This is a genomic window from uncultured Campylobacter sp., assembly GCF_938045775.1.
GTDB lineage: Bacteria > Campylobacterota > Campylobacteria > Campylobacterales > Campylobacteraceae > Campylobacter_B.
Map to the genome: position 1 here is coordinate 1 of NZ_CALIBH010000286.1, position 22,089 is coordinate 22,089.

Genomic DNA, 22,089 nt, shown 5'->3' on the forward strand with positions numbered 1-22,089 from the left:
AAGTATGATTATCCACCATTAAAACAGATGTATCCAGCGCATCAGCGATAGGAATACCCGCTCGCACGAGCTCTGTAAAAATAAGCATAAATCGCGACATCGTAGAGAAAAATATAATCTTGCCGAATAGGTAGACCTTTAAAATCGTCTTGTCAAAGCCCTTTTTAAACTCATCGTTATTGCGATACGCCCATCTAAGCCCCACAATAGTAAGTATGATACCCGCTAAAACAAAAATTCCATAATTATTAAGCGTACTTTCGATGCCGAGCAAAATTCTAGTAGGCAGCGGCAGATCCGCACCCAAATCCTCAAAAATCTCGCGGAATTTCGGCACGACATACATCATCAAAATAGAAAACGCAATCGCCATAACGATCATAAGAATTATCGGATAACGCATCGCCTTTTTAAATTTACGCTGGTTTTCCCAAAGCTCTTGAAGCATAGCGGCAAGCTTGGCTAGGGATTCTGCCATATTACCGGTTGCTTCGCCCAGACTTACCATCGCAACGACGACATCGCCAAGCTGACCTCTAAATTTCTCCGTAGATTCGGTAAGACTAAGACCCGCGTTAAGATCGTCGTTCATAGCACTAAAAATCTCTTTTAGCGTCTTATCCTCTGCCGCCCTTGCGACCTCTTTGATCGAGTCGTGGATTGAAATTCCCGCATTTGTCATAACCGAAAGCTGACGGATCGACGCTACTAACGGCAGTGTTCTAACTCTTCCGCTACCGCCTAGCATGCGCGAAACCTGCGCCTTAAAATCGCCGCCCGTATTTGCTACGACTTGGGTTTCACCTCTTTTTACGATCGTCCCGCCTACGCGCTGCTTCATGAGATTGTTTGCTTGCACCTTATCGCTAGCTTGCAAAAACATCTTCCTTCTTGCGCCCTTGGCGTTGTATTCAACTTCTAATTGCTTTTTCATTGTTTAGCCACCCTATAAATTTCTTCTATACTAGTTACTCCGCGCGCAGCACGTATAACACCATCTTCAAACATATCTATAAAACCCTCCTCCTTCGCCAAGGCTCTCATATCGTCCTTTGAGCCGCCGTTAGCGATCAAGCTCTGCATTTTATCGGTAATAGGTAAAATTTCACTAATCATCTCACGCCCCATGTAGCCCGTCTGACCGCATTGATCGCAACCTACGGCCTTGAAAAATGTGTATTTTTCAGGCAAAAATTCCTTCAGCTGATCAAGCATCGATTTAGGCAGATTCGTAGGCTGCTTGCAGTGCGGGCAAAGCTTTCGCACGAGACGCTGTGCCTCTACTGCAATGAGCGCACCACTTATGAGGTAGGCCTCTATACCCATATCCACTATTCGCGGGATCGCGCTAACGGCGTCGTTGGTGTGTAGGGTCGAGAAAACCAAGTGTCCTGTAAGAGCAGCCTGGATCGCGATCCTAAGGGTTTCTTGATCACGGATCTCACCAATCATTATGATGTCGGGGTCTTGTCTTAAGATCGAGCGCAATGCTGAAGCAAAGGTAAGACCTGCTTTTTCGTTAACTTGAACTTGTTGGATTAAATTTACTTGATACTCGACCGGATCTTCTACGGTAATGACCTTAGTATCGATATTTTTAATATCGTTTAGCGCCGCATATAGCGTCGTAGACTTACCGCTTCCAGTAGGTCCGGTAACCAAGATAATACCGTATGGAGCCTTCATAGCGTTATTAAATTTCTTAAAGCTATCAGGGTGCATGCCTAGTTTTTCGAGGCTGATGATAACCTTCGATTTATCAAGGATACGCATAACGGTAGATTCGCCGTTGATGATAGGCAGCGTCGAGATACGAAAGTCATATTCGCGACCTGAAATTTTCATACTAAACCTGCCGTCTTGCGGCTTGCGACGCTCGGCGATATCCATATTCGAAAGTAGCTTCAATCGGCTTACTAGCGGCGGATAGATATCCTTATCAAAGATAAAAATTTCAGCAAGCATTCCGTCTATTCTGGTACGCACGACGCAGTTATTCTCGGTAGGTTCGATGTGAATATCGCTACCGCGCATCTTAATAGACTGACTAATTATCATCTCAATGAGCTTCAAAATCGCCGAGGTATCATCGCTACTTCCGCTACCGCCGGTGTTAGCAAGCTCTTTGCGGATCTCCGCTACGAGCCCTTTAATGCTCTCTGAAAGCTCAAGCTTAGATAGATATTTATTTACCTGATTTGGATCGGCTACTACGATTTTAAGCAGCTGTTTGCTAAACATAGCCTGCGCTTTATCTTGCGACTCAAGATTAAACGGATCAGAAAAAGCAACGTAAATATTCAGATCATCCGCTTTAACCGGTATCACGCCGTATCTTTTAAGCTGTGCGGTAGGAGTGCGTTCCGATAGCCTGAAGTCTATATCGATATCATCTAAATTCATATACGACAGATTCATCTTTTTAGCTAGAATTTGCAAAAATTCCTTTGGATCCATCGAAAATTTTTCGCTTATATCGTCAAATGCTATCTGACGACGCTTGTACAGCTCAACTAAAATCGAGCAAAAATCATCCTGGCTTAGATAGTTATCTCCGACTAAAACCTCGCCTAGCGTCAAGCCGATATCCATCTTGTCCTTTATTTCCGGAACAACGGTGCTAGTAAGGATATTGTTTCTTATTAAAATCGCAACGATTTGCTCTTCAATCTTCGTCATCGCGATCACCAATAAATTTTAATCGAGCTAAGCTTATCGCCAGCATAAATTGCAATTACCATCTTTTTTACCTCTTCCTCTTCTTTGATAAAAAGCTCGGCACGCTCGCCGTTTTCTAGGGTAAAGACATACGTATCACTCTTTTTTACGTATGCTCTCTCCGTAAATTTATCAAAAATTTCAGACAAAATATAATTGATCTTAGGCGTGCGTATATAGCTAATATCCACGCCATCACAAAGCGCTAAATAAAGCATCTTTTTTTGAAAAATTATGGTCGAATAAAGAGAGGCATTCTCGCGAGCCTCTTTCGTCTTATAAAGCATCACCGTAGGCACGACGAGCTCATTTACTTTGTCCATCTTGAGGCACGCTTTAGCATACATATTTGCAAGTGCCTCGCTCTGCTCCTCGATGAATAAATTTCGCACGCTTTCTTGGCAGATACGGTTGTACTGACCGATCTGATCCCAGTTGCGCACGTCATCGGCACTAACTGCAAATAACGACGCGATCGCAAAAGCTAAAATATATAAAATTTTCATAGTTTATCGCTTCTTATCTTTGAAATTAGGTTAGAAATTTCGTTATTTTTCGCCTTTGCGTTAAAGGTCTCAAGAGCGTAAAGCGCGTCTTCTTTACGACCCTTTTTATAATTGGCTTTAGCAAAAATTATCCAGCTGGCGACGTTGTCCTTATCAAGCTCATTTGACGTAAGAGCCCATTTGATCGCATTGTCGTAGTCTTTCTTATTATACGCTTCTTCAGCTAGCGATAGCGAATACTCAATCTTATTCGTCGCGTAAAATTTGCTCTCCAAGCTCTGTTTATCTTCGCTTAAATTTGAAGTTTTTATCTCAATTCTAGAACTTAGCGGAGCGCTACTTGCGGTATTTGTAGAACCTCCAGAGAAATTTGATTTAGGCGGCAATGGAGCACGCCCAAAATCTATAACCTCGTTTTTAGGCGGCTGATTTGCAAAAGCTGCGTTATTGGTATTAGGCACATTAAATGTAGGAGCATTTTGATTGCCAAAATTCTGTCCGCCAAAATTTTGACCGCCGAAATTTTGCGCCTGAGCCTGCCCGCCATAGTTTCCGCCATTTTCGTAATTATTGGTTATCTTAAACCCACCGGAATCCTCGCTGGATAGCACACCCACATCGTTTAAATTTAAGCTTGGGCGTTCCTTTTCGTGTTTAGAGGTGTGGGCAACTTTCGGCGCACTGATATTATAATCCTCTTTGGAGATATTATTTTGCACTGCAAGATCAGCCGCCTGCTGCTCGGCATCACTAGCAGAATTTGTAGCTCCGCCCTTATCCTCAATATTTTGATTAATACTTGCCATACTGACGCTATCACTATCTTTAAGCAGCCAAAATATCGCTCCGATCGCAACCGAGATCAATATCAAAAGCCCTAAAATCGTCTTGTCAAATCTCAATACGAAATTCGGCTTAGATTTCAGGAAAGAAAACTGCTTTCTATTTTTGTTATACTCTTCCCATTTTTTTTCAAGTTCGTTTACTTCGTAAAATTCAAGCATTTATTATCCCCGAGCCTATCGCTGCCATCTCTATAATTTTATTATTAATCTGCGAAAAACTAATTTCCGTAGGTTTATTTACCTCGTAATACTCAAAAAGCTCATACATCTTATACATAAGCTTGTTGATGTTCCTCATATTGCCGTCCGTTAAATTTAAAATCAAATCGAAATTATCGTCGCTAAACATAAAATAGTATTGTTGAAAGCCATGAAGCACAAGCTTCTTTTCAATATACAGCTTGACTTCGCCTAAATTTGAATTAGGAAGCTCAATGCTCTCCCAAATTCTGGTTTTAAAATAATCCTTCGCGAGGCGATCTTCCTCGTCCGTCTTATGCACTGTAAATAAAAATTTAAATAATCTGGTATCTGCCATAAGGCGAATTTTTTCTATTAAATTTCCTGGATACAGCTGAGCTTCGTCGAGCAAAATAACGACCTGCTCTACCGCTCCGACATTGGTAGAGATGCCAAATCTTTCTCTATAAATCCGCATAAAATTTTCATAATTATCAATCGGCTCGCTAGGAGTTGAATGAAAAATCTGCGAATAAAGCTCTAAGAAAAATTCTTTCTCATCAAAAAACGGCTGCGGCACAAATACTACTCTTACCTTTTTTTCAAGATCAACCTTGATCTTATTAAGCAAAAATGTCTTGCCACAGCCCGGTTTGCCGTAGAAAAGTATAAGTTTTAACGGCTTTTGCAAAGCATTTAAAATTTTATGATAAGCAAGGGTCGATTTATCGAGATTAACGAAGTCTGAGACTTCGTTATCCTCGATAAAAATCTCCTTGATCGCCGTATAGTTATTACTCATTTTCGTAGATGGATTTTGAGTAACCTAGCTCTTTAAGAGAGGTAGCAAGCGGTGCGCCGGTATTGTCGATGATATGTGGAGTTACTACGAAGATTAGCTCCGATGTGCTCAAAACATCGGCAGTGCTTTTGAAAAGATTTCCGATTAATGGAATTTCAGCTAGCACAGGCACCCTAGTGTTATTCTTGGACTTAGTTGCACCAATCAAACCGCCTAAAATTACAGTATCGCCATCATCTACCCAAACGACGCTTGAGAGTTTCTTTTGCAAGGTATCAGGTGCGATATCTCTTCTGCCATTCTCTTTCCTTACATTATCTTCTGCATATTTAAGAGAACTTAAAGACGGATTAATTCGTAGCATAATCCTATTATCATCTGAAATTTCAGGCAAGATATTTAAAAGAATACCTACAAATATCGAATACTGATCATCTGACTGAGTATCTCCGCCTTGATAATCACCTGTAGTAGTGGATTTCAATACATAGTTAATGGTATCACCTACAGAGATAATAGCAGGCTGATTATTCATCGTAGTTACCTTAGGACTAGATATAATCTTAGTCTTACCTTTGGTCTCTAGGAAGTTAATTAAGCCGTCAATATTGAAATTTAGATTAGCTCCAATTGTCCAAGTTCCGTGAGTATCGCTAGCCTTTCCTCTATTTCCGTTATCTATGTGATAGCCTGAAAGTTTCTTTGGATCTCCGCCTACATAGGTATTAAATCCCAATTGGAATTTACTCCAATCAATACCGGTAGTGTATTCGTTATTTAGCTCGACAGATATGATATTTACGTCTAGCAAGACTTGGCGACTAAGGCGTTTTTGCATACCGCTTAGATATCTATCGACGCGAGCTATCTGAGACTTCATAGCAGTAACGGTTACTAAACCGGCATTTTGATTTATAATAGGGGCTACTGCAACGTATTTTTCGGTACCGTTATTTAAAACAGAGGTGATTTCCTCGCTAATCTTCTCCCAAAAATCAAATTTCTCTTTGGTAGTGATCTTATTATCTTCTTTATTTTCTTTATCGTCGCTATCATCCACTTTCGTAGGTGCGGAATCGACAGAAGATTTAGTAACAGCAGTGCCTTCTCTAATAGAGGTGATGTAATCCACTTTAAAAGTCCTAGTCTCTAGCGCTGAAATTTTTAATATGCCATGAGAATACTCATAGCTTAGATTATTCTCTTTTATGAGTAGATCTAAAACTTCGCGTAAAGAAAGGTCTTTGATGCTTACGCCTTGCAGTGGCTTACTCATCTCCTCTTGAGCGATAGCATCTTTTGCTACCACTGAAAAGCGGCACATATCGGATAGCTGAGTTAGCATCTCGTTTAGCGTAACGGTATCGTTAATCTTAATATTTAGCGCCTTCCTATCGCAGTTACCTGCAGTTGCGGGAGCGGCATATAGACTAGTAGCCGTAACAGACAAAGCAAGCATAGCAGCTATGCTAAGCTTTTTACTTATATGTAATAATGACATTTTGACTTCCTTGTTTTAGTGTTAGTTCGACTTTATTTTCATCGTCGTTGGTAATAATAACGCTATTGCCCGTTATTTGCACGATCTTATATGAACCTACATATTCGCCCAAACCATACCACTTATCGTTTAGCTTAACCTTATCGCCCATAATACCTACTAGCTGATAACCTAGATCCACTTGCTGATTAGCTTCTCTAGGCGCATTGGCTTCTTTAGGATAAAACGGATCTTGCAAAGAAGCTATCTGCTCATCACTAAGACCTACTCTAGGCTTACTAAGATCATCGAATATCGCATCGTATTTAGCTTTATAGGCTCCATTACTAGGCGCCACCGTCTGATTATTATCTACAGCAAATAGAGCAGTAGAAAGTAGCAAAGAGCATAAAATTAACTTTTTCATTAGTAATTTACTCCCCAGATAGATATACCGATGCTTCCACCGATTTTGCCATTTTTAGTGGCATTGATATCCATCTTATTTACATCTACGATCATCTCCGATTGTTCTATAAGATTGATATACCTAAGGACGTTCGAAAATGCTCCTTCAAATTTCACATCTATATCCAGCAAAGCCTCAGGCTGAAAAATTTGTTTGATGCTAGGCTCTCTTCTATCGCTGTGAATAGCATAAATTTTAATATTGTTATTCTCTGCGATCGTTGAGAGGCTATCCATAAATTTAGCCCAGTTCTTTTCATTATAGGTAAGCTTTGAAATTTCTTTTAGCTTACCGTCTAGATACCCACGCTCTTCAATAATATTGTTAAGGTTGGTCCTAGCACCATTGAGGATATTGCGCTTATTATCAACGAAAGCTTTAGGATCACCACCAAAAAACTCGTTATACTCTCTCTGTGCGCCTTCAAGCTTAGTCGTGGCAGTACTTAGATTTGTTTCGCTCTCCTCTAAATACGGATCCGCATAGCCACTCAAAATAAAGTAAGCTACCACACCTACAAACAACAAAGCTATGTAAAAATAGTTATTTGCACTATTTCCCTTGGAGGCAAACCATTGATCAAGTTGATCTAATGAACTTTTCTTTTTCATTATTTAACCTCCACACTGATGTTGCTATCGTAAAAGACGGTTTTATTACCCTCTTGTAGCGCGATTGTTTTAGTATCCACGCCATACACCTCTTTTTTACTGATATCCTCTAAAAGCTCGGTCATCTGCTTATCGTTTTTGGTGCGCACCTGAACAGTTAGAGTCCTATTCTCATCACCGATCCTAACCATATTGCCCTTATTTTTAACGACCATATTGGTTAGCTCAAAAATAGAAACACCCTTCATAGCGTAATTATTTTTCTTATCTAAGATGGCATTAATTAGATCGCGCCTGTCGTTAAGCTCCTTACCACTCTTAGCAGCCTGAGCATTTACCTCTTTAGTCTCTTTATCCAAACGCGCATTTTCTGCTCTAGCAGGAACCATTTGATCTTCTAAACCCTGATATTCGCTAGTTTTATCGTTAGCTACCATATTATTATAATATCCATAGCCGAAGTTATACGCAGGATACACAGCGCCAAGTAAGCAGCCTAGCAGCATATAGCCTATCAGCTTACCGGTTGATCTTTGAGTCAAAGGCGGAGGTCTCATAAACGGCGAGTAGTTGTGATCGTCGTCTTTAGTAACCAAATAATCTTGACCTACCAAGAACATCAAAATATCTAGCTGAGTGAGCGGATAATCTTTTGCGTTGATTGCAACGTTAAAATTAAAATCCTTGTATCTTAGCTTTAGATTATTTTCTACGAAAACCTCGATCGCAGGAATTTTACCGATATCCGTTCCAATATAGACATTTTGAATATTGACGTTGTAAATTTTACTAATACCGTTCAATACGTCGTTGATGTAGTAAAACATATCGTCAAAAATTTGGATCATATAATCGCGTTCGGTCGGATTTTCTAAATTTACTCCCTGTTTGGAGAGCAGTCTATAAAAGCTCTCTTCATCGACTCTGCTACCGACTAGCTCGACATATTTTTCATGCAAAAATTTTAGGTTATATCTTACTTGACGAGATTGAAAATATTCGCCGTTTTGATACACTACCAAAAACGCATCGTCGCGCTGCAAGTAGATGAAGCAGTCGATTCCGTCGCGAGTTAGGACGCCTCTATTATACAAGCCCTCGTATAAAAACGGAGCCATAGCCACATAGTCGATGTAGTTCGTCCTAGCGGCGATCGCATCGAATTCTGAAGTGAGTTTGGCATTATCTACGACAAAGACGTTGAAAATTCTATCGTCGCCGCCAGCGCCTATTACCTCACTATAGGTGATTTTGTAATCCAAAGCGGTGTCAAGCCCCAGCTCCTCATACACCTTAACGACGATCGCATCTAAAAGATCCGCGTCCTCTACCGATCTGCTTATCTCGACCGTCGCAGTCATTATATCCTTATACGGAATATATGAGACGTAAGTTTCCTTCGCACGATTCGCTTTTGAGAAGTCGTGCTCGAAAACTTCATTCTCACTTAGACCGAATATGGTTTGCGTGACTTTGTTAATCGCAACAATCGAACTAGCATTTTTACTATTCTTTGCCATAACACTCCACTTCCAAATGAAATTTTCTACGCTGCTAATACTAATAGAAATAAAATAAAATGTCAATAGATAAAATCGGTTTTTACCCTAAATTCGTCATTTTTCCAGCTTTTTTTTACAAAAACTGTTAATTTTAAGTAAATTTTGACCTTAGAAAAATTTGAAATTAACTTTTTGGCTCGAATTCCGATCCGCTTGATCGCCTCGCCGTTTTTGCCGATCAACATCTCTTTGTGTGAATTGCTGTCCGTTATGATCCTCGCATAGACCGAGATTAGACCGGGTTTTTCCACTATTTTTTCCATCACGACGTCGCTGCAATATGGGATCTCGTCGCTCATACTCTCAAAGATCGCTTCAAGTATGAAGTCACGATAAATTTCACGCTCATTGGTTGCGCTTAAAATTTCAGGATCGTAAAAATACTCATGTTCGGGCAAAATTTTACAAATTTCGTCCAAAACCTGCTTTTTATAGACCTTTTTTTTGATGCTAACGGGGATTATCGCTTCGAATTTATCGGCAAATTTTTGATATTGCAGCAGCTTTTGCACGATCTTTTTGTCGTTTGCTTCGTCAATTTTAGTTAAAATCACGATATGTTTGGTGCCTGCGTTTAAATTTAAAAATTTTTCGTATTCAGAGGTATCGTCGTGCACGGGCGCCAAAAACAGCACCAGATCGCAGCCCTCAATCGCCCCGAGCGCCACTTCGACCATCAGCTTATTCATCAGCTTGGCGCTTTCGTGCAGCCCCGGCGTGTCCGTGAAAATCATCTGATCTGCGCCGTTCATCGCGATGCCGTTAATCTTACGGCGCGTGGCGTTAATTTTATGCGAGACTAGCGAAATTTTCTCGCCGCAGAGATAGTTTAATAGCGAGCTCTTGCCCGCATTCGTCCGCCCGATGAGCGTTACAAATCCGCTTTTCATATTTTCCTTAAATTTATAAATTTTATCTTGAGACCGCAGCGTTAAGCTCCGATGGGCAAATTTAAAATCTCTCTTCGTGCAAATCGGCTCTTGCACGAGCGGCAAAATTTTAAAATTCCGCCGCCGTATAAGCAAATGAAATTTTAAAATTTCAAGCTGCACGGTAGCGGTAAATTCCGCTCCCCTAGGCGCAAAATATTATCTATTTCAAATTTTGCGCGCCGTAAATTTTGCGGCTTCACAAACTAGCAACGAAATTTTAAATTTCATCCCACGACTACATTATATATAGTCCGCACCGCGCAGAATTAAATCATCCTTGAAATTTTACAATCTTAAAATTTCAAAGCATCGTCAAATTTAAAAGGACGAAATTCTGCGCATTTTAAAATTCCGCTACATTTTGCGCCCGAAATTCCAGCGCTTTGCAAATTCTAAGAGCGCATAATTTTCGCTATCCGCAAAATTCCGCGACTCTTCAGAATTCTAAGAGTAGCTACCGTGCCGCCTTATAAAATGTATTTCGCCAGATCCTCGTCGCTTGCGATGTCTGCGAGCTTTTCGCTTACGAGCTTTTCATCCACGACGATCTTTTGCCCTTTAAGCTTATCGGCTTCGAAGCTGATATCCTCAAGCACCTTTTCCATTATCGTATGCAGCCTTCTAGCGCCGATGTCTTCTACTTTTTCATTCGTGCTCGCCGCAAATTTCGCGATCGCCTTGACCCCGTTCTCGCTAAATTCCAGCTCGACGCCCTCGGTCTTTAAAAGCGCCGAGTACTGCTTAAGAAGCGAATTTTTTGGCTTGGTTAAAATTTCGCACAACGCCGCCTCGTCTAAGCTGTCAAGCTCGACGCGAAGCGGAAAGCGCCCCTGAAGCTCAGGGATTAGATCGCTCGGCTTGCTGATATGAAAGGCGCCCGCTGCGATAAAAAGGATGTGGTCGGTGTCGATATTGCCAAATTTCGTGCTTACGCTGCTGCCCTCCACGATCGGAAGCAGATCGCGCTGCACCCCCTCTTTGCTCGGATCCTGCCTGCCGCTATTGCCGCTTGAGACCGCCACCTTATCGATCTCGTCGATAAAGATGATGCCCTCGTTTTGCGCGCGCCTAACGGCTTCGGTTTTGATGCTCTCCATATCCAAGACTTTTTCGCTAGCCTCGCTTTTGAGGGCAACCTTGGCGTCTTTGACCTTCATCTCTTTTTTGCTTTTGCGCGTCGAAATTCCGATTACTTTGATGAAGCTTTCCTGCATATTCGCCATCTCGGGCGGCAAATTCGGATTTGACTCAAGCGCATTTTCGCTTACTTCTATCTCGATGCTAAGATCGTCCAGATCGCCGCGCTCGAGCTTAGCGGCCATCTTTTCGTAGCTTTTTTCGTAATCTGCGACCTTCTCCTCGCTTGCGCCGCGCGGAAGCGGCGGAAGGACTTTTTCTAAAATTTTACGCTTGATGTAATCATCGATCTTGTCTTTGTTTTTTTCAAATTCCTCGCCGCGCACTAAATTTACCGACGCGGCGGCCAGATCGCGCACCATGCTCTCCACGTCGCGCCCCACGAAGCCCACCTCGGTGTATTTGCTAGCCTCGACCTTAATAAAAGGAAGTCCAAACATCTTCGAAAGCCTGCGCGCGATCTCGGTCTTACCTACGCCGGTAGAGCCGATCATCAGGATGTTTTTGGGCATCACCTCGTTTTTCATCTCATCTTCGAGCGCCATTCTGCGGTAACGATTTCGCAAAGCCACAGCTATCGTGCGTTTAGCGCTATTTTGTCCGATTATATATTCGTCTAGTTTCTCTACGATCTGCTTTGGCGTCATCATCTCTTTTCGTCCCAAATTGCGTATGTTTTGATATTTTCGTTCGTGTAAATGCAAATCTCGCCCGCGATCTTAAGGCTCTGCTTTACTAGCTCCTCTTCGTCTAGACTAGCAAATTTATCCAAAGCTCGCGCCGCGCTAAGAGCGTAATTTCCGCCGCTTCCGATCGCCGCGATCTTGCCGTCGTCCGGCTCTACCACATCGCCCGTACCGCTAAGCAGAAAGATATTTTTGCGGTCCAGCACCAGCATCATCGCTTCGAGCTTTCGCAGATATTTATCCTTGCGCCACTGCTTGCTAAATTCTATCACAGCCCTTAAAAGATCACCCTTTGCGCCGTCTAGGCACTTCTCAAACATATCAAAAAGATTAAACGCATCGGCGGTGCTGCCCGCAAAGCCCGCTAAAACATTGCCTTCTTTGCCGATCTTTCGAATTTTAGTCGCATTGCCCTTTAAGACGGTGTTTCCGAACGTAACCTGCCCGTCGCCGCCGATGACAGAGCCCTTCGCGCCTTTGTAAGCTAAAATGGTAGTCGCTTCAAACACTAGCCACCTCTATCTCAAATTTAGCGCTTATGCCGTGCTTTAGCTTGGCATTTACGTCGTAGATCCCGGTCGTTTTGATAGCCTCGGTCTCTAAAATTTTCTTATCGATTTCGATCCCCTTTTGCTCTTTTAGCGCGGTTGCGATCTCATCTTTGGTCACCGAGCCGAAAAGCGCGCCGCTCTCGCCCGTTTGTTTTACGATCTTTACGCGGATCTTAGCTAGCTCCTCGGCTAGTTTTTGCAGGCTTGCGACTTCGTATTTTTCAAGCTCGGCCTGTTTTTTCTTATCCGCTTCAAATTTACGCAAAACCTCCGTCGTAGCAGCCCTAGCGTAGCCTTTGCCGATTAGGAAGTTGTTGCCGTAGCCGTCCTTGACCTCCTTTACCTCGCCCGCCTTTCCGAGCCCCTTAACGTCTTTGATCAATAATACTTTCATCCATTATCCTTTTAAATTTAGCTTTAAATTTATAAAATTTTATAAGCGGCGCGGGCGGATCTAAAATTTCGTGAAATTTTATGAAATTTGCCCGCAGCCGCTCGCTACTTTTCCGATAAAATTTTAAAATTTCGTTTTGTGAAATTTGCCTGTCCGCCCTGCGGCAAAATTTCAGCTAAAGCTTGCGTCCGTTCTTGCCCGCGATGATAAATCTTAGCGCGCTTAGCTTGATAAATCCGTCGCCGTCTTTTTGATTAAAAACTTTATCCTCTTCAAACGTCACGAAATCGGTATTAAACAAACTATCGCTCTTGCTTTCCCTGCCCAGCACGGTCACGTTACCCTTATAAAGCTCTAGCTTAACCTTGCCGTTTACGTGCTCTTGGGATTTGTTTATCAGCTCTTGAAGCAGCAAGCGCTCCGGGCTGAACCAAAAGCCGTTGTAGATGAGCTCGGCGTAGCGCGGCATCAGATCGTCTTTTAGATGCGCCGCGCCGCGATCTAGCGTGATGCTCTCGATCGCGCGGTGAGCCTTTAGCATGATCGTGCCGCCCGGAGTTTCGTAGCAGCCGCGACTCTTCATACCGACGTAGCGATTTTCTACTAGATCGAGCCTGCCGATGCCGTTTTTAGCGCCGAGCTCGTTAAGCGCTGCTAGCATCTCGTGCGGCTTAAGCGCCTTGCCATTTAGCTTTACGGGATCGCCGTGTTTGTATTCAATCTCGATGATCTCGCTCTTATCTGGCGCATTTTTAGGGCTTACGGTCCATCGCCACATATCCTCTTCAGGCGCATGGGCGGGATCTTCCAGCACCAAGCCCTCGTAGGAGATGTGAAGGATATTCGCATCCATCGAATACGGCGACTTGCCTGGCTTTGAAGCGATATCGATGCCGTTTTTCTTAGCGTAAGCAAGCAGCTTCTCGCGAGAGTTCAGATCCCACAGCCTCCACGGCGCAATCACCTTAATATCGGGATTTAGCGCATATGCGCCAAGCTCGAAGCGGACTTGGTCGTTACCCTTACCGGTCGCACCGTGGCTTATGGCGTCCGCGCCGGTTTTTTTAGCAATTTCAACTAGCTTTTTAGCAATCAACGGGCGCGCGATCGATGTGCCTAAAAGATACTCGCCCTCATAGACGGCATTTGCGCGAAACATCGGGAACACGTAATCGCGCACAAATTCCTCGCGCAGATCCTCTACGAAAATATTTTCCTTTTTGATGCCCAGTTTCACAGCTTTGTTTTTGATCGGCTCCAAATCCTCGTTCTGACCGATATCTGCGGTGAAAGTCACCACATCGCAGCCGTAAGTATCGCCGAGCCACTTTAAAATAATGCTAGTATCTAGTCCTCCGGAATACGCCAAAACGACCTTTTTTACATCTTTTGCCATCTCAAATCCTTTACGTAAAATTTGGCGAAATTCTACCAAAAATAGTTTAATAGTTGCTTTTAAGGCAAATATCGCTAAACTCACGCTTATGAGAATCGATAAATTTTTAAACGCAGTAAATATCACCAAGCGGCGCGCCATCAGCGAAGATATGTGCAAAAGCGGCGTCGTAGCCGTAAACGGCGTCATGGCAAAGCCCGCCAAAGAGCTTAAAATCGGCGACGTGATTACGATAAGCTTTTTGGATAGAAAACAAAGCTTTAAAGTCTTAGCCTTTCCTAGCGCGAAAAATACGCCCAAAAGCGAGCAGGCAAAGTATGTCCAAGAGCTTTGAACTCATCTGCGGCGAGGATGAAATTTCACGCCTCGTGCAGGCTCTGCCAAAAAGCGGCATAATATTGCTAATCGGCGATCTTGCTAGCGGCAAAACGACTCTTGCGCGCGCGATCGTGCGGGCTCACGGGTTAGACGAGCACGTGAGCTCACCTACGTTTTCGATCATGCAAAACTATGGCGAAATTTATCATTACGACATCTATAACGGCGGCTGTGAGGGGATTTTAAAAAACGGACTATTTGAAAATTTATTTGAAGAGGGGCTTCATCTGATCGAGTGGGCGGATGAAAATTTGATAAATTTACTTAAAAAATATGAGCTTGATTTTTGCGTAGTGAGGATCACGCCGCACGCGCAAGGGCGAAAATACGAGGTAAGCTATGCATAAACTGGAAGTCAGGAGTCTAAAAAAAACCATAAAAGGCACGCCGATCATTAAGGGCATCTCGCTAGAGCTTTACAACGGCGAGATTGTAGGGCTGCTAGGGCCCAATGGAGCGGGCAAAACCACGACATTTTATATGATCTGCGGGCTGATAAGCGCCAGCGGCGGCGATATCTTGCTTAATGAGAGCAGCATCGCAAAGGTTCCGCTTCATAAGCGCGCTAAGCTCGGCATCGGCTACCTACCGCAAGAAAGCAGCATCTTTAAGGAGCTTAGCGTTGAAGAAAATTTAATGCTTGCCGCGGAGATTACCTATAAAAATAAAGCGGAGGCCTCACGAAAGGTCGATGAGATGTTAAATCTGCTCAACATCGAGCCGATCCGCCAGCGCAAAGGCGTGAGCCTAAGCGGCGGCGAGCGCAGACGCTGCGAAATCGCGCGAAGCCTAATGATAACGCCGAAATTCCTACTTTTGGACGAGCCGTTTGCAGGCGTTGATCCGATCGCTGTTAGCGACATCCAAAGCATCGTGCGCGATTTAAGCGATCTTGGCATCGGCGTGCTCATCACCGATCACAATGTCCGCGAAACGCTTGCGATCTGCGACCGCGCCTACGTCATCAAAGACGGCGAGCTTTTCGCAGGCGGCACCGCAAAAGAGATAGCTAACGATCCAAATGTCCGCAAATTCTACCTCGGCGAGGATTTTAGCATCTAAGCCGGCAAGGGCGCTTTATATTTTCAGCTCCCCCTTTTTTTTCGGCGCGTGCGGTTAAATTCTATAATTTAAGTTTTGCGATTTAAATTTCAAGTGTACGGCTGCGATTAGTCGTACGCGCGACACTTGATTTAAAATTTTGCATATTAAAATTTAAAGCCACCGCCACGACCGTACAATAGAGCGATTTAGTTTTGCGCTTTAAATCTTAAAAGCCAATTTTATTGTCCGCGCCCGATTCTAAAGCTGGGGGTTAAATTTTGCGCTTTAAATTTTTAAAGTAGTTATGGCGGCGGGATTTGAGTCCAGCGTTTAAAATTTAGCATATTAAATTTAAAAGCACAACGTAGATTGTACGGTGCATTCTATTCAAAGTTTGAATTTCACGTATTAAATTTTTAAAGAGCATGTAGGTTCGTCTTAAAATTTTTAAATTTCAAAAGGTATTTTGTACACTGCAAATTTTAAATAATTTTTTGCAGCAGGTTCTCTTTTCGCGACCGAAATTTTACATCCGCGGTGCATAAAATTTAAATCGCATTTTAATCGCGCTTTGTTTAAATTAAATCAAATTTTAAAGCGGAGGCGTCTTTAAACGTAACGCTTTCATCTGCGCATAAAAATCACGCCCACAGTTTGCAAAAAAATATCCACTCGCAGAATTAAATTTCAAAACGAACACAGCCGCAAATGAATTACATATGCAACGGTGCTTGAAATTACGCGCGAGATGCTGTCTAATTTCACGGCGTAATTCCGCGAGCGGCAGCGTAAACCAAAGCGCACACAAACCTACTCACTTCGGCTTCGACGCATCAAATTAAAAGCGACGCGCGAAGCAAGGCCTTCCGACCCGCTAGAATTTTGCCGATTAAGCCGCCTCGTTTAACTAAAATTGCACTTTTATTTGCTCTACGGGTCTAAATTTCGCTCATCTTAAAGCTCGCCGCGGAGTTTAAAATTTTAACCAGACGCCCCGGCGCTTCCCTTAAAATTTTAAAATTCTTAGAATTTTGGCGAGATCAAGGAGAGATTATGAAAAAAATTCTACTTTCGTGCGCCTTGGCGGGCGCGCTTTTCGGCTTGGAGCTCGATGGATTCAGTGCGCCTGAGGGCTCGCTAATCACCGAGGACGCTTTTTACATCGCAAATCGCGGCAAAAACGAAGATTCGCTAGGCAGAAGCGGCTTTATAAGCAGGATCGTGAAAAATTCCAACGTCGTTGAGACCAATTTTATAGACGATCTGGTAAATCCTGGCGGAATGGCGCAGATCGAGGGCGTGCTCTACGTGTGCGATCTGGATGCGATCAGAGGCTTTAGCAAAGGCCAGGAGGTTTTTAATCTAAAAATCGAGGGGGCGCAGGCCTTAAACGACGTCGTAGCGCTCGGTAGCGAGGTTTTGCTCGCAAGCGATAATGCGCGCAGCGTGATTTATAGCATAAATTTAAACGCGAAAAGCTACGATAAGTTCGCACGCATCGACCCATCGCTCGGCAATGCGGGCGCGCTTTTGCTCAAAGGCGACAAGCTTCTGATCACTACATTCGATCTTAGCGGAAAGGTTCCTGGGCGCGTGCTAAGCATGGATCTGAAATCTCGCGAAATTTCGATCTTTGCGGATATGAAGGGGGTTTTCTACGGCATAGCGCGCGGAAAAAACGGCGAAATTTTAATTAGCGACTGGGGTGAGGATCTTTTAAGCGGTAAAATTTGGCGTATCGATGCAAACGGACAGATACGCAAAATAAACCTCGGCGCGATGCAAAGACCTGCGGACATCTCAAGCGACGGCAAAGTTTTATTGATCCCAAAATCGCTGGAAAACAAAGTCGAACTGATAAATTTGCCTTGAATCAGCCGCCCTTTTTTTCGCTCCGCCGCTTACACGGCGGTGTCCGCTAGAGAACTAAAGCTAGTTGCTGAGGTGCCGAAACTAATCGCCCTTTTCACGCGCACTCAAGAGCCAAGTACGCCCAAAAGCCGCGTGTACCGTCTTGCGACACGCAAATGCCTAGCCTGCCGTAAAATTTGCAAATCCATCTGCTCTCCTTTTAAATTCCATCACATTAAATTTCATTGCCTTAAATTTCATCACTGCGGATATTTTTGCAGGCCGAGCGGCGCTAAATTTCAGCGTGAGATTTGGCGCTTAGGCGCGCTTTTACATACCGCGTCGTATCTGCGCGCGACCGAATTCTGCGCGGCAGCGTGATCTCGGCTCCTGCACGCTGTCGTTGTACGGGCGCGCGGAGCTTACGATTATATGCGGCGCGTATGTCTAGGCTGCTTCTGGGCGCCCGCGCGCAGAACCTACCCCTCTATGCGACCCTCCCACACGGCGGGAGCGTCAAGCTCTACGTATGAGTTTAAAATTTCATACGGCTCGTAGCTAAATTTATACGCTAGGCTCGGACACTGCTTCACCGCATAGCCCAGATAGATCCATCGTAGCCCCAGATCTTGGGCGAACTCGATCTGTTTTAAAAGCGAAAATTTACCCAGACTTAGATGCGGCAGATACGGATCGTAGTAGCAATACACCGAGCTAATGCCGTCATCCACGATATCGATGAGGTCGACGCAGATAAGCCGCCCGTCCTCGCCGTAGTAAGAAATTTCTTTGCCGAAGTCGCCGTGACCCTGGACGTAAATTTCGTCATATCGCTCAAAATCGATCTCTTGCACAGGCCAGCCCTTTTTTAAATGCATGTAGTCGTGATAGAGCGCGAAAAGCTCCAAACGCGCATCGTTTAAAAGCGGGCGAGATTGCCATACATAGGCGGTCGTGCGATTATTTTTATAGACGCGACGATGCGATCTGCTAAATTTAAAATTTAAAGCATCAACGCGCAGGCTTTTACACTCCGCACAGGCTGCGCAAATGGGCTTTTGAAAATACCTGCCGAAGCGGCGGTAGCCGTGCTGCACTAAGCTTGAATTATACTCGAAGTCGCAGTCTTTTATGTAGAGATACTCGCTGCGCGCGGCTCTGCCGCCTAGATAGGGGCAGGCAAAATCCAGCGTACAAAATGGAATTTCAGTCATTCAGCTTTTTGATATTCGCCGCGTCCACGTATTTTAAAAACTCGTCTTTGAGGCGCTTTTCGCGTGCGGCGATGCTCTCTTTGGCTGCGTTGAATTCCTCCGCGTCGCCGTCTAAGCCGCTTTCGCTTTGCAAGCTTGAATCATCATCTCTGAAAATATCTTTAAACTCGTCGCGATTTGGATTAGGTTTTTTGGGCTTTTTGGGCGCGGAGCTTGCCGCCTTGTCCTTAAGCATATCCTTTTTTATATCTTTTAGGCTATCTAAAAAATCCATACTCTTTCCTAAATCCGCGCAGATTTGCGCATAGCAGCGATGATGGCGGCGATCGCTTCGTTTTTATTCGGCTGCATATCATCAATAGTGTTTTCTAAAATTTTGTCTAAATTTTTCTCGACGTAGCTCGTGTCGAAAAAGCCAAGCCGGAACTCACGCGACTTGCTGATACTGAGCAAAAACGGAATGATCGTACGCACTCCCTCGATGCGAAACTCCTTCAGCGCGCGCTCTAGCTTATTGACGGCCAGGTCGTAGTCGGTGGTTTTGATGATTAGCTTGGCTAGAAGCGAGTCGTAAAACGGCGGAATTTTATAACCTTTGTAGATGTGGCTATCGACGCGCACCGAAGGACCAAGTGCTGGATAATAATCGCTAACGGTGCCGGGAACCGGGGTGAAATTTTTCCAGACGTTTTCGGAAGTGATACGCGCTTCGATCGCGTAGCCGTGCGGCTTGATATCGCTTTGCTCAAGCTCTAAAATTTCGCCGTTTGCGATGCGGATCTGGCGTACGACGAGATCGACGCCCGTAACCTCCTCGGTGATGCCGTGCTCGACCTGGATACGGGTATTCATCTCCATAAAATAGAAGTTGTTGTAGTCATCGAGCAAAAATTCCACTGTACCGACATTGGTGTAATTCACCGCCTTCGCCGCAGCGACTGCGGTCGTACCCATCGTCTTACGTAGATGCTCGCTTATCGAGGGGCACGGCGCGATCTCGATGATCTTTTGGTGACGGCGCTGGATCGAGCAATCGCGCTCGCAAAGGTGAATGATGTTACCGTAATTGTCGCCGATGATCTGAAACTCGATGTGGCGCGGCTTGACGACGAGTTTTTCCATAAAAATTTCATCGTTATTAAAAAAGGTTTTCGCCTCTCTCGTGCACGAATCGTAGGCGCTCTCCATATCCTTCTCCTCCCATACCTCGCGGATACCGCGTCCGCCGCCGCCGCCGCTAGCCTTTAAGATCACGGGATAGCCGATCTCGCGCGCATATTTTTTGATCGTATCCATGCTCTCGTGATTTAGCTTTTCGGTACCCGGCACGATCGGAATGCCGTTTTTGCGCATCAAATAGCGAGCAATGTTTTTGTTGCCCATTTTTCGGATAACGTCGGGCTTTGGACCGATGAAGATGATCCCCGCGTCCTCGACCTCTCTTGCAAAGTCAAAATTCTCGCTCAAAAAGCCGTATCCAGGATGTATCGCATCAGCGCCACACTCTTTGGCGACTTCGACGATCTTTTTGGCATCCAGATAGCCTTTTAGCGCGTCCGCGCTTACTTCGTAGGCCTCATCGGCGATTTTTACGTGCAAGCAATCGATGTCGGGTTTGGTATAGATCGCGACGCTTCCGATATGCAGATCTCTGCAGGCCCTAATGATGCGAACCGCGATCTCGCCGCGATTAGCGATAAGAATTTTACGTATCATAAATAATTGCCTCTTTTAAAGAAATACCGCGGTAATAATAGTATAAAAAATTTTATAGCAAGTTGAAATTCATAAAAGACGGTTGAAATTCCAGATAAAATTTAAAGAAGATTTATGGTGCCCGAGGTCGGAATCGAACCGACACGAGGTCGCCCTCGCCAGATTTTGAGTCTGGTGCGTCTACCAATTTCACCACTCGGGCATTTAAAAAGTTATGATTGTATAAATTTAAAAGAGAAAAGCCCCGAAGACGGGGCTTGGAGCAAGAAAATTATTTTTTCTTCTTGCCTTTTGCAGCCGCAACAGCCTCTTTTAGCTGTTTGCCGACTTTAAATTTTACTACTTTAGTAGCAGGAGATTTGTAAGTTCTGTTTGTGCCAGGAACTTTACCCTCGCGAGCTGCACGCTCTGCAATGCCGAAAGATCCGAAGCCGATGAAGCTTATGTCATCACCTTTTACTAAAAGCTCTTTGATAGCTTCAAGTGCAGAATCTACTACCTTAACGGTATCTTTTTTGGAAAGACCTGCCTTCTCGGCAACTACTTGGATAAAATCAGCTTTTTTCATGCTAATCCTTTAAAATAAAGTGGTTTGGGCGGTATTCTACAATAGTTTCGCAAAAAATACAATAGTTTTTTAAGAAAAAAACGCAAAAATCGGCAAAATTTAGCCGAATTTAGCCCAAATTCGTCAATTTTTCAGATTTCGCTTCTTTAAATTTCAAAATTCCGCCATATTTTTGGGGCTGATTTTTGAAATTTCGCCCGGTTTAGAAAAATTTCAAAATTTTACCCTACCGAGCTTCATTTTTGTAAAATTTCGCCCAAATTTGCCGCTTTAAAATATATAAACTATATTTTGTTATAATCCGCGCAAAATTTCAAAGGTTTTTTATGACTAAAATTTTAATGATAGAGGACGATTTAGAACTCGCCGAAATTTTAAGCGAATATCTGCAACAATACGATATCGATATCACCGTCGCGGACGATCCGTTTTTGGGGCTTTCCAAGCTAAATTTAGAAAATTTCAACCTCGTGATTTTAGACCTCACGCTTCCTGGGATGGACGGACTTGAGGTCTGCAAAGAGATCCGCAAAAACACCGATATACCGATCATAATCTCAAGCGCCCGCCACGATCTGACCGACAAGATCAACGCTTTTGACTTCGGCGCGGACGACTATCTGCCAAAGCCCTATAATCCGCAAGAACTTTTAGCGCGCATCAAACGCCATATCGAGCGCTACGACATAAACTCGCTCCAGCGCGCCGCAAAGCCCAAAAAAGATCTCGAGGTGGATGATTTCCGCCACGTCATCAGTTTCAAAGGACAGCCGCTGTCGCTCACCATCGCCGAATACGACGTGCTTTCGTATCTCATCAAAAAGGAAGGCGGCGCGATCACCCGCGAGGAGCTCATATACAACTGCAGCTCCATAAGCGAGGAATCCTCGAGCAAAAGCATAGATGTCATCATCGGCCGCATCCGCCTAAAACTCGGCGAAACGTCCAAGGCGCCAAGCTACATCCACGCTATCCGCGGCGTAGGCTATAAGCTGATACAATGAGCGAACTTGCGCCGGACGGGCGGCGCGATAAAATTTAGCTACTCG

The 22,089-nt window shown here is 44.1% G+C and carries 23 protein-coding genes and 1 tRNA gene; 5 read left to right on the forward strand and 19 right to left on the reverse strand.

Going from position 1 to position 22,089, the window contains the following annotated elements:
• The 14 genes from Q0238_RS11970 to Q0238_RS12035 all read right to left on the reverse strand — a co-directional run.
• Positions 1 to 934 (reverse strand): type II secretion system F family protein (locus Q0238_RS11970; RefSeq protein WP_297946450.1); only part of this gene is annotated, 934 nt, incomplete at its 3' end.
• On the reverse strand, positions 931 to 2,679 hold the full coding sequence (locus Q0238_RS11975) for a GspE/PulE family protein (protein WP_177389147.1): 1,749 nt from the start codon (positions 2,677 to 2,679) through the stop codon (positions 931 to 933). The genes Q0238_RS11975 and Q0238_RS11970, both read right to left, overlap by 4 nt.
• 5 nt (positions 2,680 to 2,684) lie before the next feature.
• Positions 2,685 to 3,224 carry a hypothetical protein gene (locus Q0238_RS11980; protein ID WP_177389145.1) on the reverse strand — a complete coding sequence of 180 codons (540 nt, stop codon included), beginning with the start codon at positions 3,222 to 3,224 and terminating at the stop codon, positions 2,685 to 2,687.
• Complete coding sequence (locus Q0238_RS11985; protein WP_297946455.1) at positions 3,221 to 4,228, reverse strand: hypothetical protein; 1,008 nt, start codon at positions 4,226 to 4,228, stop codon at positions 3,221 to 3,223. Before Q0238_RS11985 ends, Q0238_RS11980 begins: the two co-directional genes overlap by 4 nt.
• A complete protein-coding gene (locus Q0238_RS11990) occupies positions 4,221 to 5,051 on the reverse strand; it encodes an ATP-binding protein (RefSeq protein ID WP_297946458.1) in 831 nt (276 codons plus the stop codon). The genes Q0238_RS11985 and Q0238_RS11990 overlap by 8 nt, the downstream gene beginning before the upstream one ends.
• Positions 5,044 to 6,552 carry a pilus (MSHA type) biogenesis protein MshL gene (mshL, locus tag Q0238_RS11995; RefSeq protein WP_297946461.1) on the reverse strand — a complete coding sequence of 503 codons (1,509 nt, stop codon included), beginning with the start codon at positions 6,550 to 6,552 and terminating at the stop codon, positions 5,044 to 5,046. Before mshL ends, Q0238_RS11990 begins: the two co-directional genes overlap by 8 nt.
• Positions 6,530 to 6,889 carry a hypothetical protein gene (locus Q0238_RS12000; protein ID WP_177389139.1) on the reverse strand — a complete coding sequence of 120 codons (360 nt, stop codon included), beginning with the start codon at positions 6,887 to 6,889 and terminating at the stop codon, positions 6,530 to 6,532. Before Q0238_RS12000 ends, mshL begins: the two co-directional genes overlap by 23 nt.
• Before the next feature lie 68 nt (positions 6,890 to 6,957).
• On the reverse strand, positions 6,958 to 7,611 hold the full coding sequence (locus Q0238_RS12005) for a hypothetical protein (protein ID WP_295152091.1): 654 nt from the start codon (positions 7,609 to 7,611) through the stop codon (positions 6,958 to 6,960).
• Entirely contained in the window at positions 7,611 to 9,131 is a 1,521-nt protein-coding gene (locus tag Q0238_RS12010) for a hypothetical protein (protein ID WP_297942316.1), read from the reverse strand. Before Q0238_RS12010 ends, Q0238_RS12005 begins: the two co-directional genes overlap by 1 nt.
• Before the next feature lie 62 nt (positions 9,132 to 9,193).
• Positions 9,194 to 10,063, reverse strand: a complete 870-nt coding sequence (era, locus tag Q0238_RS12015; protein ID WP_297946465.1) for a GTPase Era — start codon at positions 10,061 to 10,063, stop codon at positions 9,194 to 9,196.
• Between the two features lie 509 nt (positions 10,064 to 10,572).
• Positions 10,573 to 11,892, reverse strand: a complete 1,320-nt coding sequence (gene hslU, locus Q0238_RS12020) for an HslU--HslV peptidase ATPase subunit (RefSeq protein WP_297946468.1) — start codon at positions 11,890 to 11,892, stop codon at positions 10,573 to 10,575.
• Positions 11,889 to 12,437 (reverse strand): ATP-dependent protease subunit HslV, encoded by a 549-nt coding sequence (gene hslV, locus Q0238_RS12025; protein ID WP_005870266.1) that lies wholly within the window; start codon positions 12,435 to 12,437, stop codon positions 11,889 to 11,891. The genes hslU and hslV overlap by 4 nt, the downstream gene beginning before the upstream one ends.
• Positions 12,430 to 12,873, reverse strand: a complete 444-nt coding sequence (gene rplI / locus Q0238_RS12030; RefSeq protein WP_297904005.1) for a 50S ribosomal protein L9 — start codon at positions 12,871 to 12,873, stop codon at positions 12,430 to 12,432. The genes hslV and rplI overlap by 8 nt, the downstream gene beginning before the upstream one ends.
• Positions 12,874 to 13,048: 175 nt before the next feature.
• The gene (locus Q0238_RS12035; protein WP_177386989.1) at positions 13,049 to 14,269 is read right to left on the reverse strand and encodes an argininosuccinate synthase; all 1,221 of its coding nucleotides are present in this window, start codon (positions 14,267 to 14,269) and stop codon (positions 13,049 to 13,051) included.
• 88 nt (positions 14,270 to 14,357) lie between these two features.
• On the opposite strand from Q0238_RS12035, the gene Q0238_RS12040 reads away from it, so the two are divergent.
• The 4 genes from Q0238_RS12040 to Q0238_RS12055 all read left to right on the forward strand — a co-directional run bounded on the left by Q0238_RS12040 (position 14,358) and on the right by Q0238_RS12055 (position 17,563).
• Positions 14,358 to 14,603 (forward strand): RNA-binding S4 domain-containing protein, encoded by a 246-nt coding sequence (locus Q0238_RS12040; RefSeq protein WP_177386991.1) that lies wholly within the window; start codon positions 14,358 to 14,360, stop codon positions 14,601 to 14,603.
• Positions 14,587 to 14,994: a tRNA (adenosine(37)-N6)-threonylcarbamoyltransferase complex ATPase subunit type 1 TsaE gene (gene tsaE / locus Q0238_RS12045; RefSeq protein ID WP_297946471.1), complete on the forward strand. Its 408-nt coding sequence runs from the start codon at positions 14,587 to 14,589 to the stop codon at positions 14,992 to 14,994. Before Q0238_RS12040 ends, tsaE begins: the two co-directional genes overlap by 17 nt.
• Positions 14,987 to 15,709 (forward strand): LPS export ABC transporter ATP-binding protein, encoded by a 723-nt coding sequence (gene lptB, locus Q0238_RS12050; RefSeq protein WP_297946474.1) that lies wholly within the window; start codon positions 14,987 to 14,989, stop codon positions 15,707 to 15,709. The genes tsaE and lptB overlap by 8 nt, the downstream gene beginning before the upstream one ends.
• Positions 15,710 to 16,744: 1,035 nt before the next feature.
• Complete coding sequence (locus Q0238_RS12055) at positions 16,745 to 17,563, forward strand: ATP-binding protein (protein ID WP_297946477.1); 819 nt, start codon at positions 16,745 to 16,747, stop codon at positions 17,561 to 17,563.
• Between the two features lie 458 nt (positions 17,564 to 18,021).
• On the opposite strand, the gene Q0238_RS12060 is transcribed toward Q0238_RS12055, so the two are convergent.
• The 5 genes from Q0238_RS12060 to Q0238_RS12080 all read right to left on the reverse strand — a co-directional run bounded on the left by Q0238_RS12060 (position 18,022) and on the right by Q0238_RS12080 (position 21,040).
• Positions 18,022 to 18,756 (reverse strand): arginyltransferase, encoded by a 735-nt coding sequence (locus Q0238_RS12060; protein WP_297946480.1) that lies wholly within the window; start codon positions 18,754 to 18,756, stop codon positions 18,022 to 18,024.
• Complete coding sequence (locus Q0238_RS12065) at positions 18,749 to 19,030, reverse strand: hypothetical protein (protein ID WP_297946483.1); 282 nt, start codon at positions 19,028 to 19,030, stop codon at positions 18,749 to 18,751. Before Q0238_RS12065 ends, Q0238_RS12060 begins: the two co-directional genes overlap by 8 nt.
• A gap of 8 nt (positions 19,031 to 19,038) precedes the next feature.
• Positions 19,039 to 20,472 carry an acetyl-CoA carboxylase subunit A gene (locus Q0238_RS12070; protein WP_297946485.1) on the reverse strand — a complete coding sequence of 478 codons (1,434 nt, stop codon included), beginning with the start codon at positions 20,470 to 20,472 and terminating at the stop codon, positions 19,039 to 19,041.
• A 115-nt stretch (positions 20,473 to 20,587) separates the two neighbouring features.
• Positions 20,588 to 20,674, reverse strand: a tRNA-Leu gene (locus Q0238_RS12075).
• Positions 20,675 to 20,743: 69 nt separating this feature from the next.
• Positions 20,744 to 21,040: an HU family DNA-binding protein gene (locus Q0238_RS12080; RefSeq protein ID WP_177389243.1), complete on the reverse strand. Its 297-nt coding sequence runs from the start codon at positions 21,038 to 21,040 to the stop codon at positions 20,744 to 20,746.
• A 326-nt stretch (positions 21,041 to 21,366) separates the two neighbouring features.
• On the opposite strand from Q0238_RS12080, the gene Q0238_RS12085 reads away from it, so the two are divergent.
• Positions 21,367 to 22,044, forward strand: a complete 678-nt coding sequence (locus Q0238_RS12085) for a response regulator transcription factor (protein ID WP_297882598.1) — start codon at positions 21,367 to 21,369, stop codon at positions 22,042 to 22,044.
• Positions 22,045 to 22,089 lie beyond the last annotated feature (45 nt).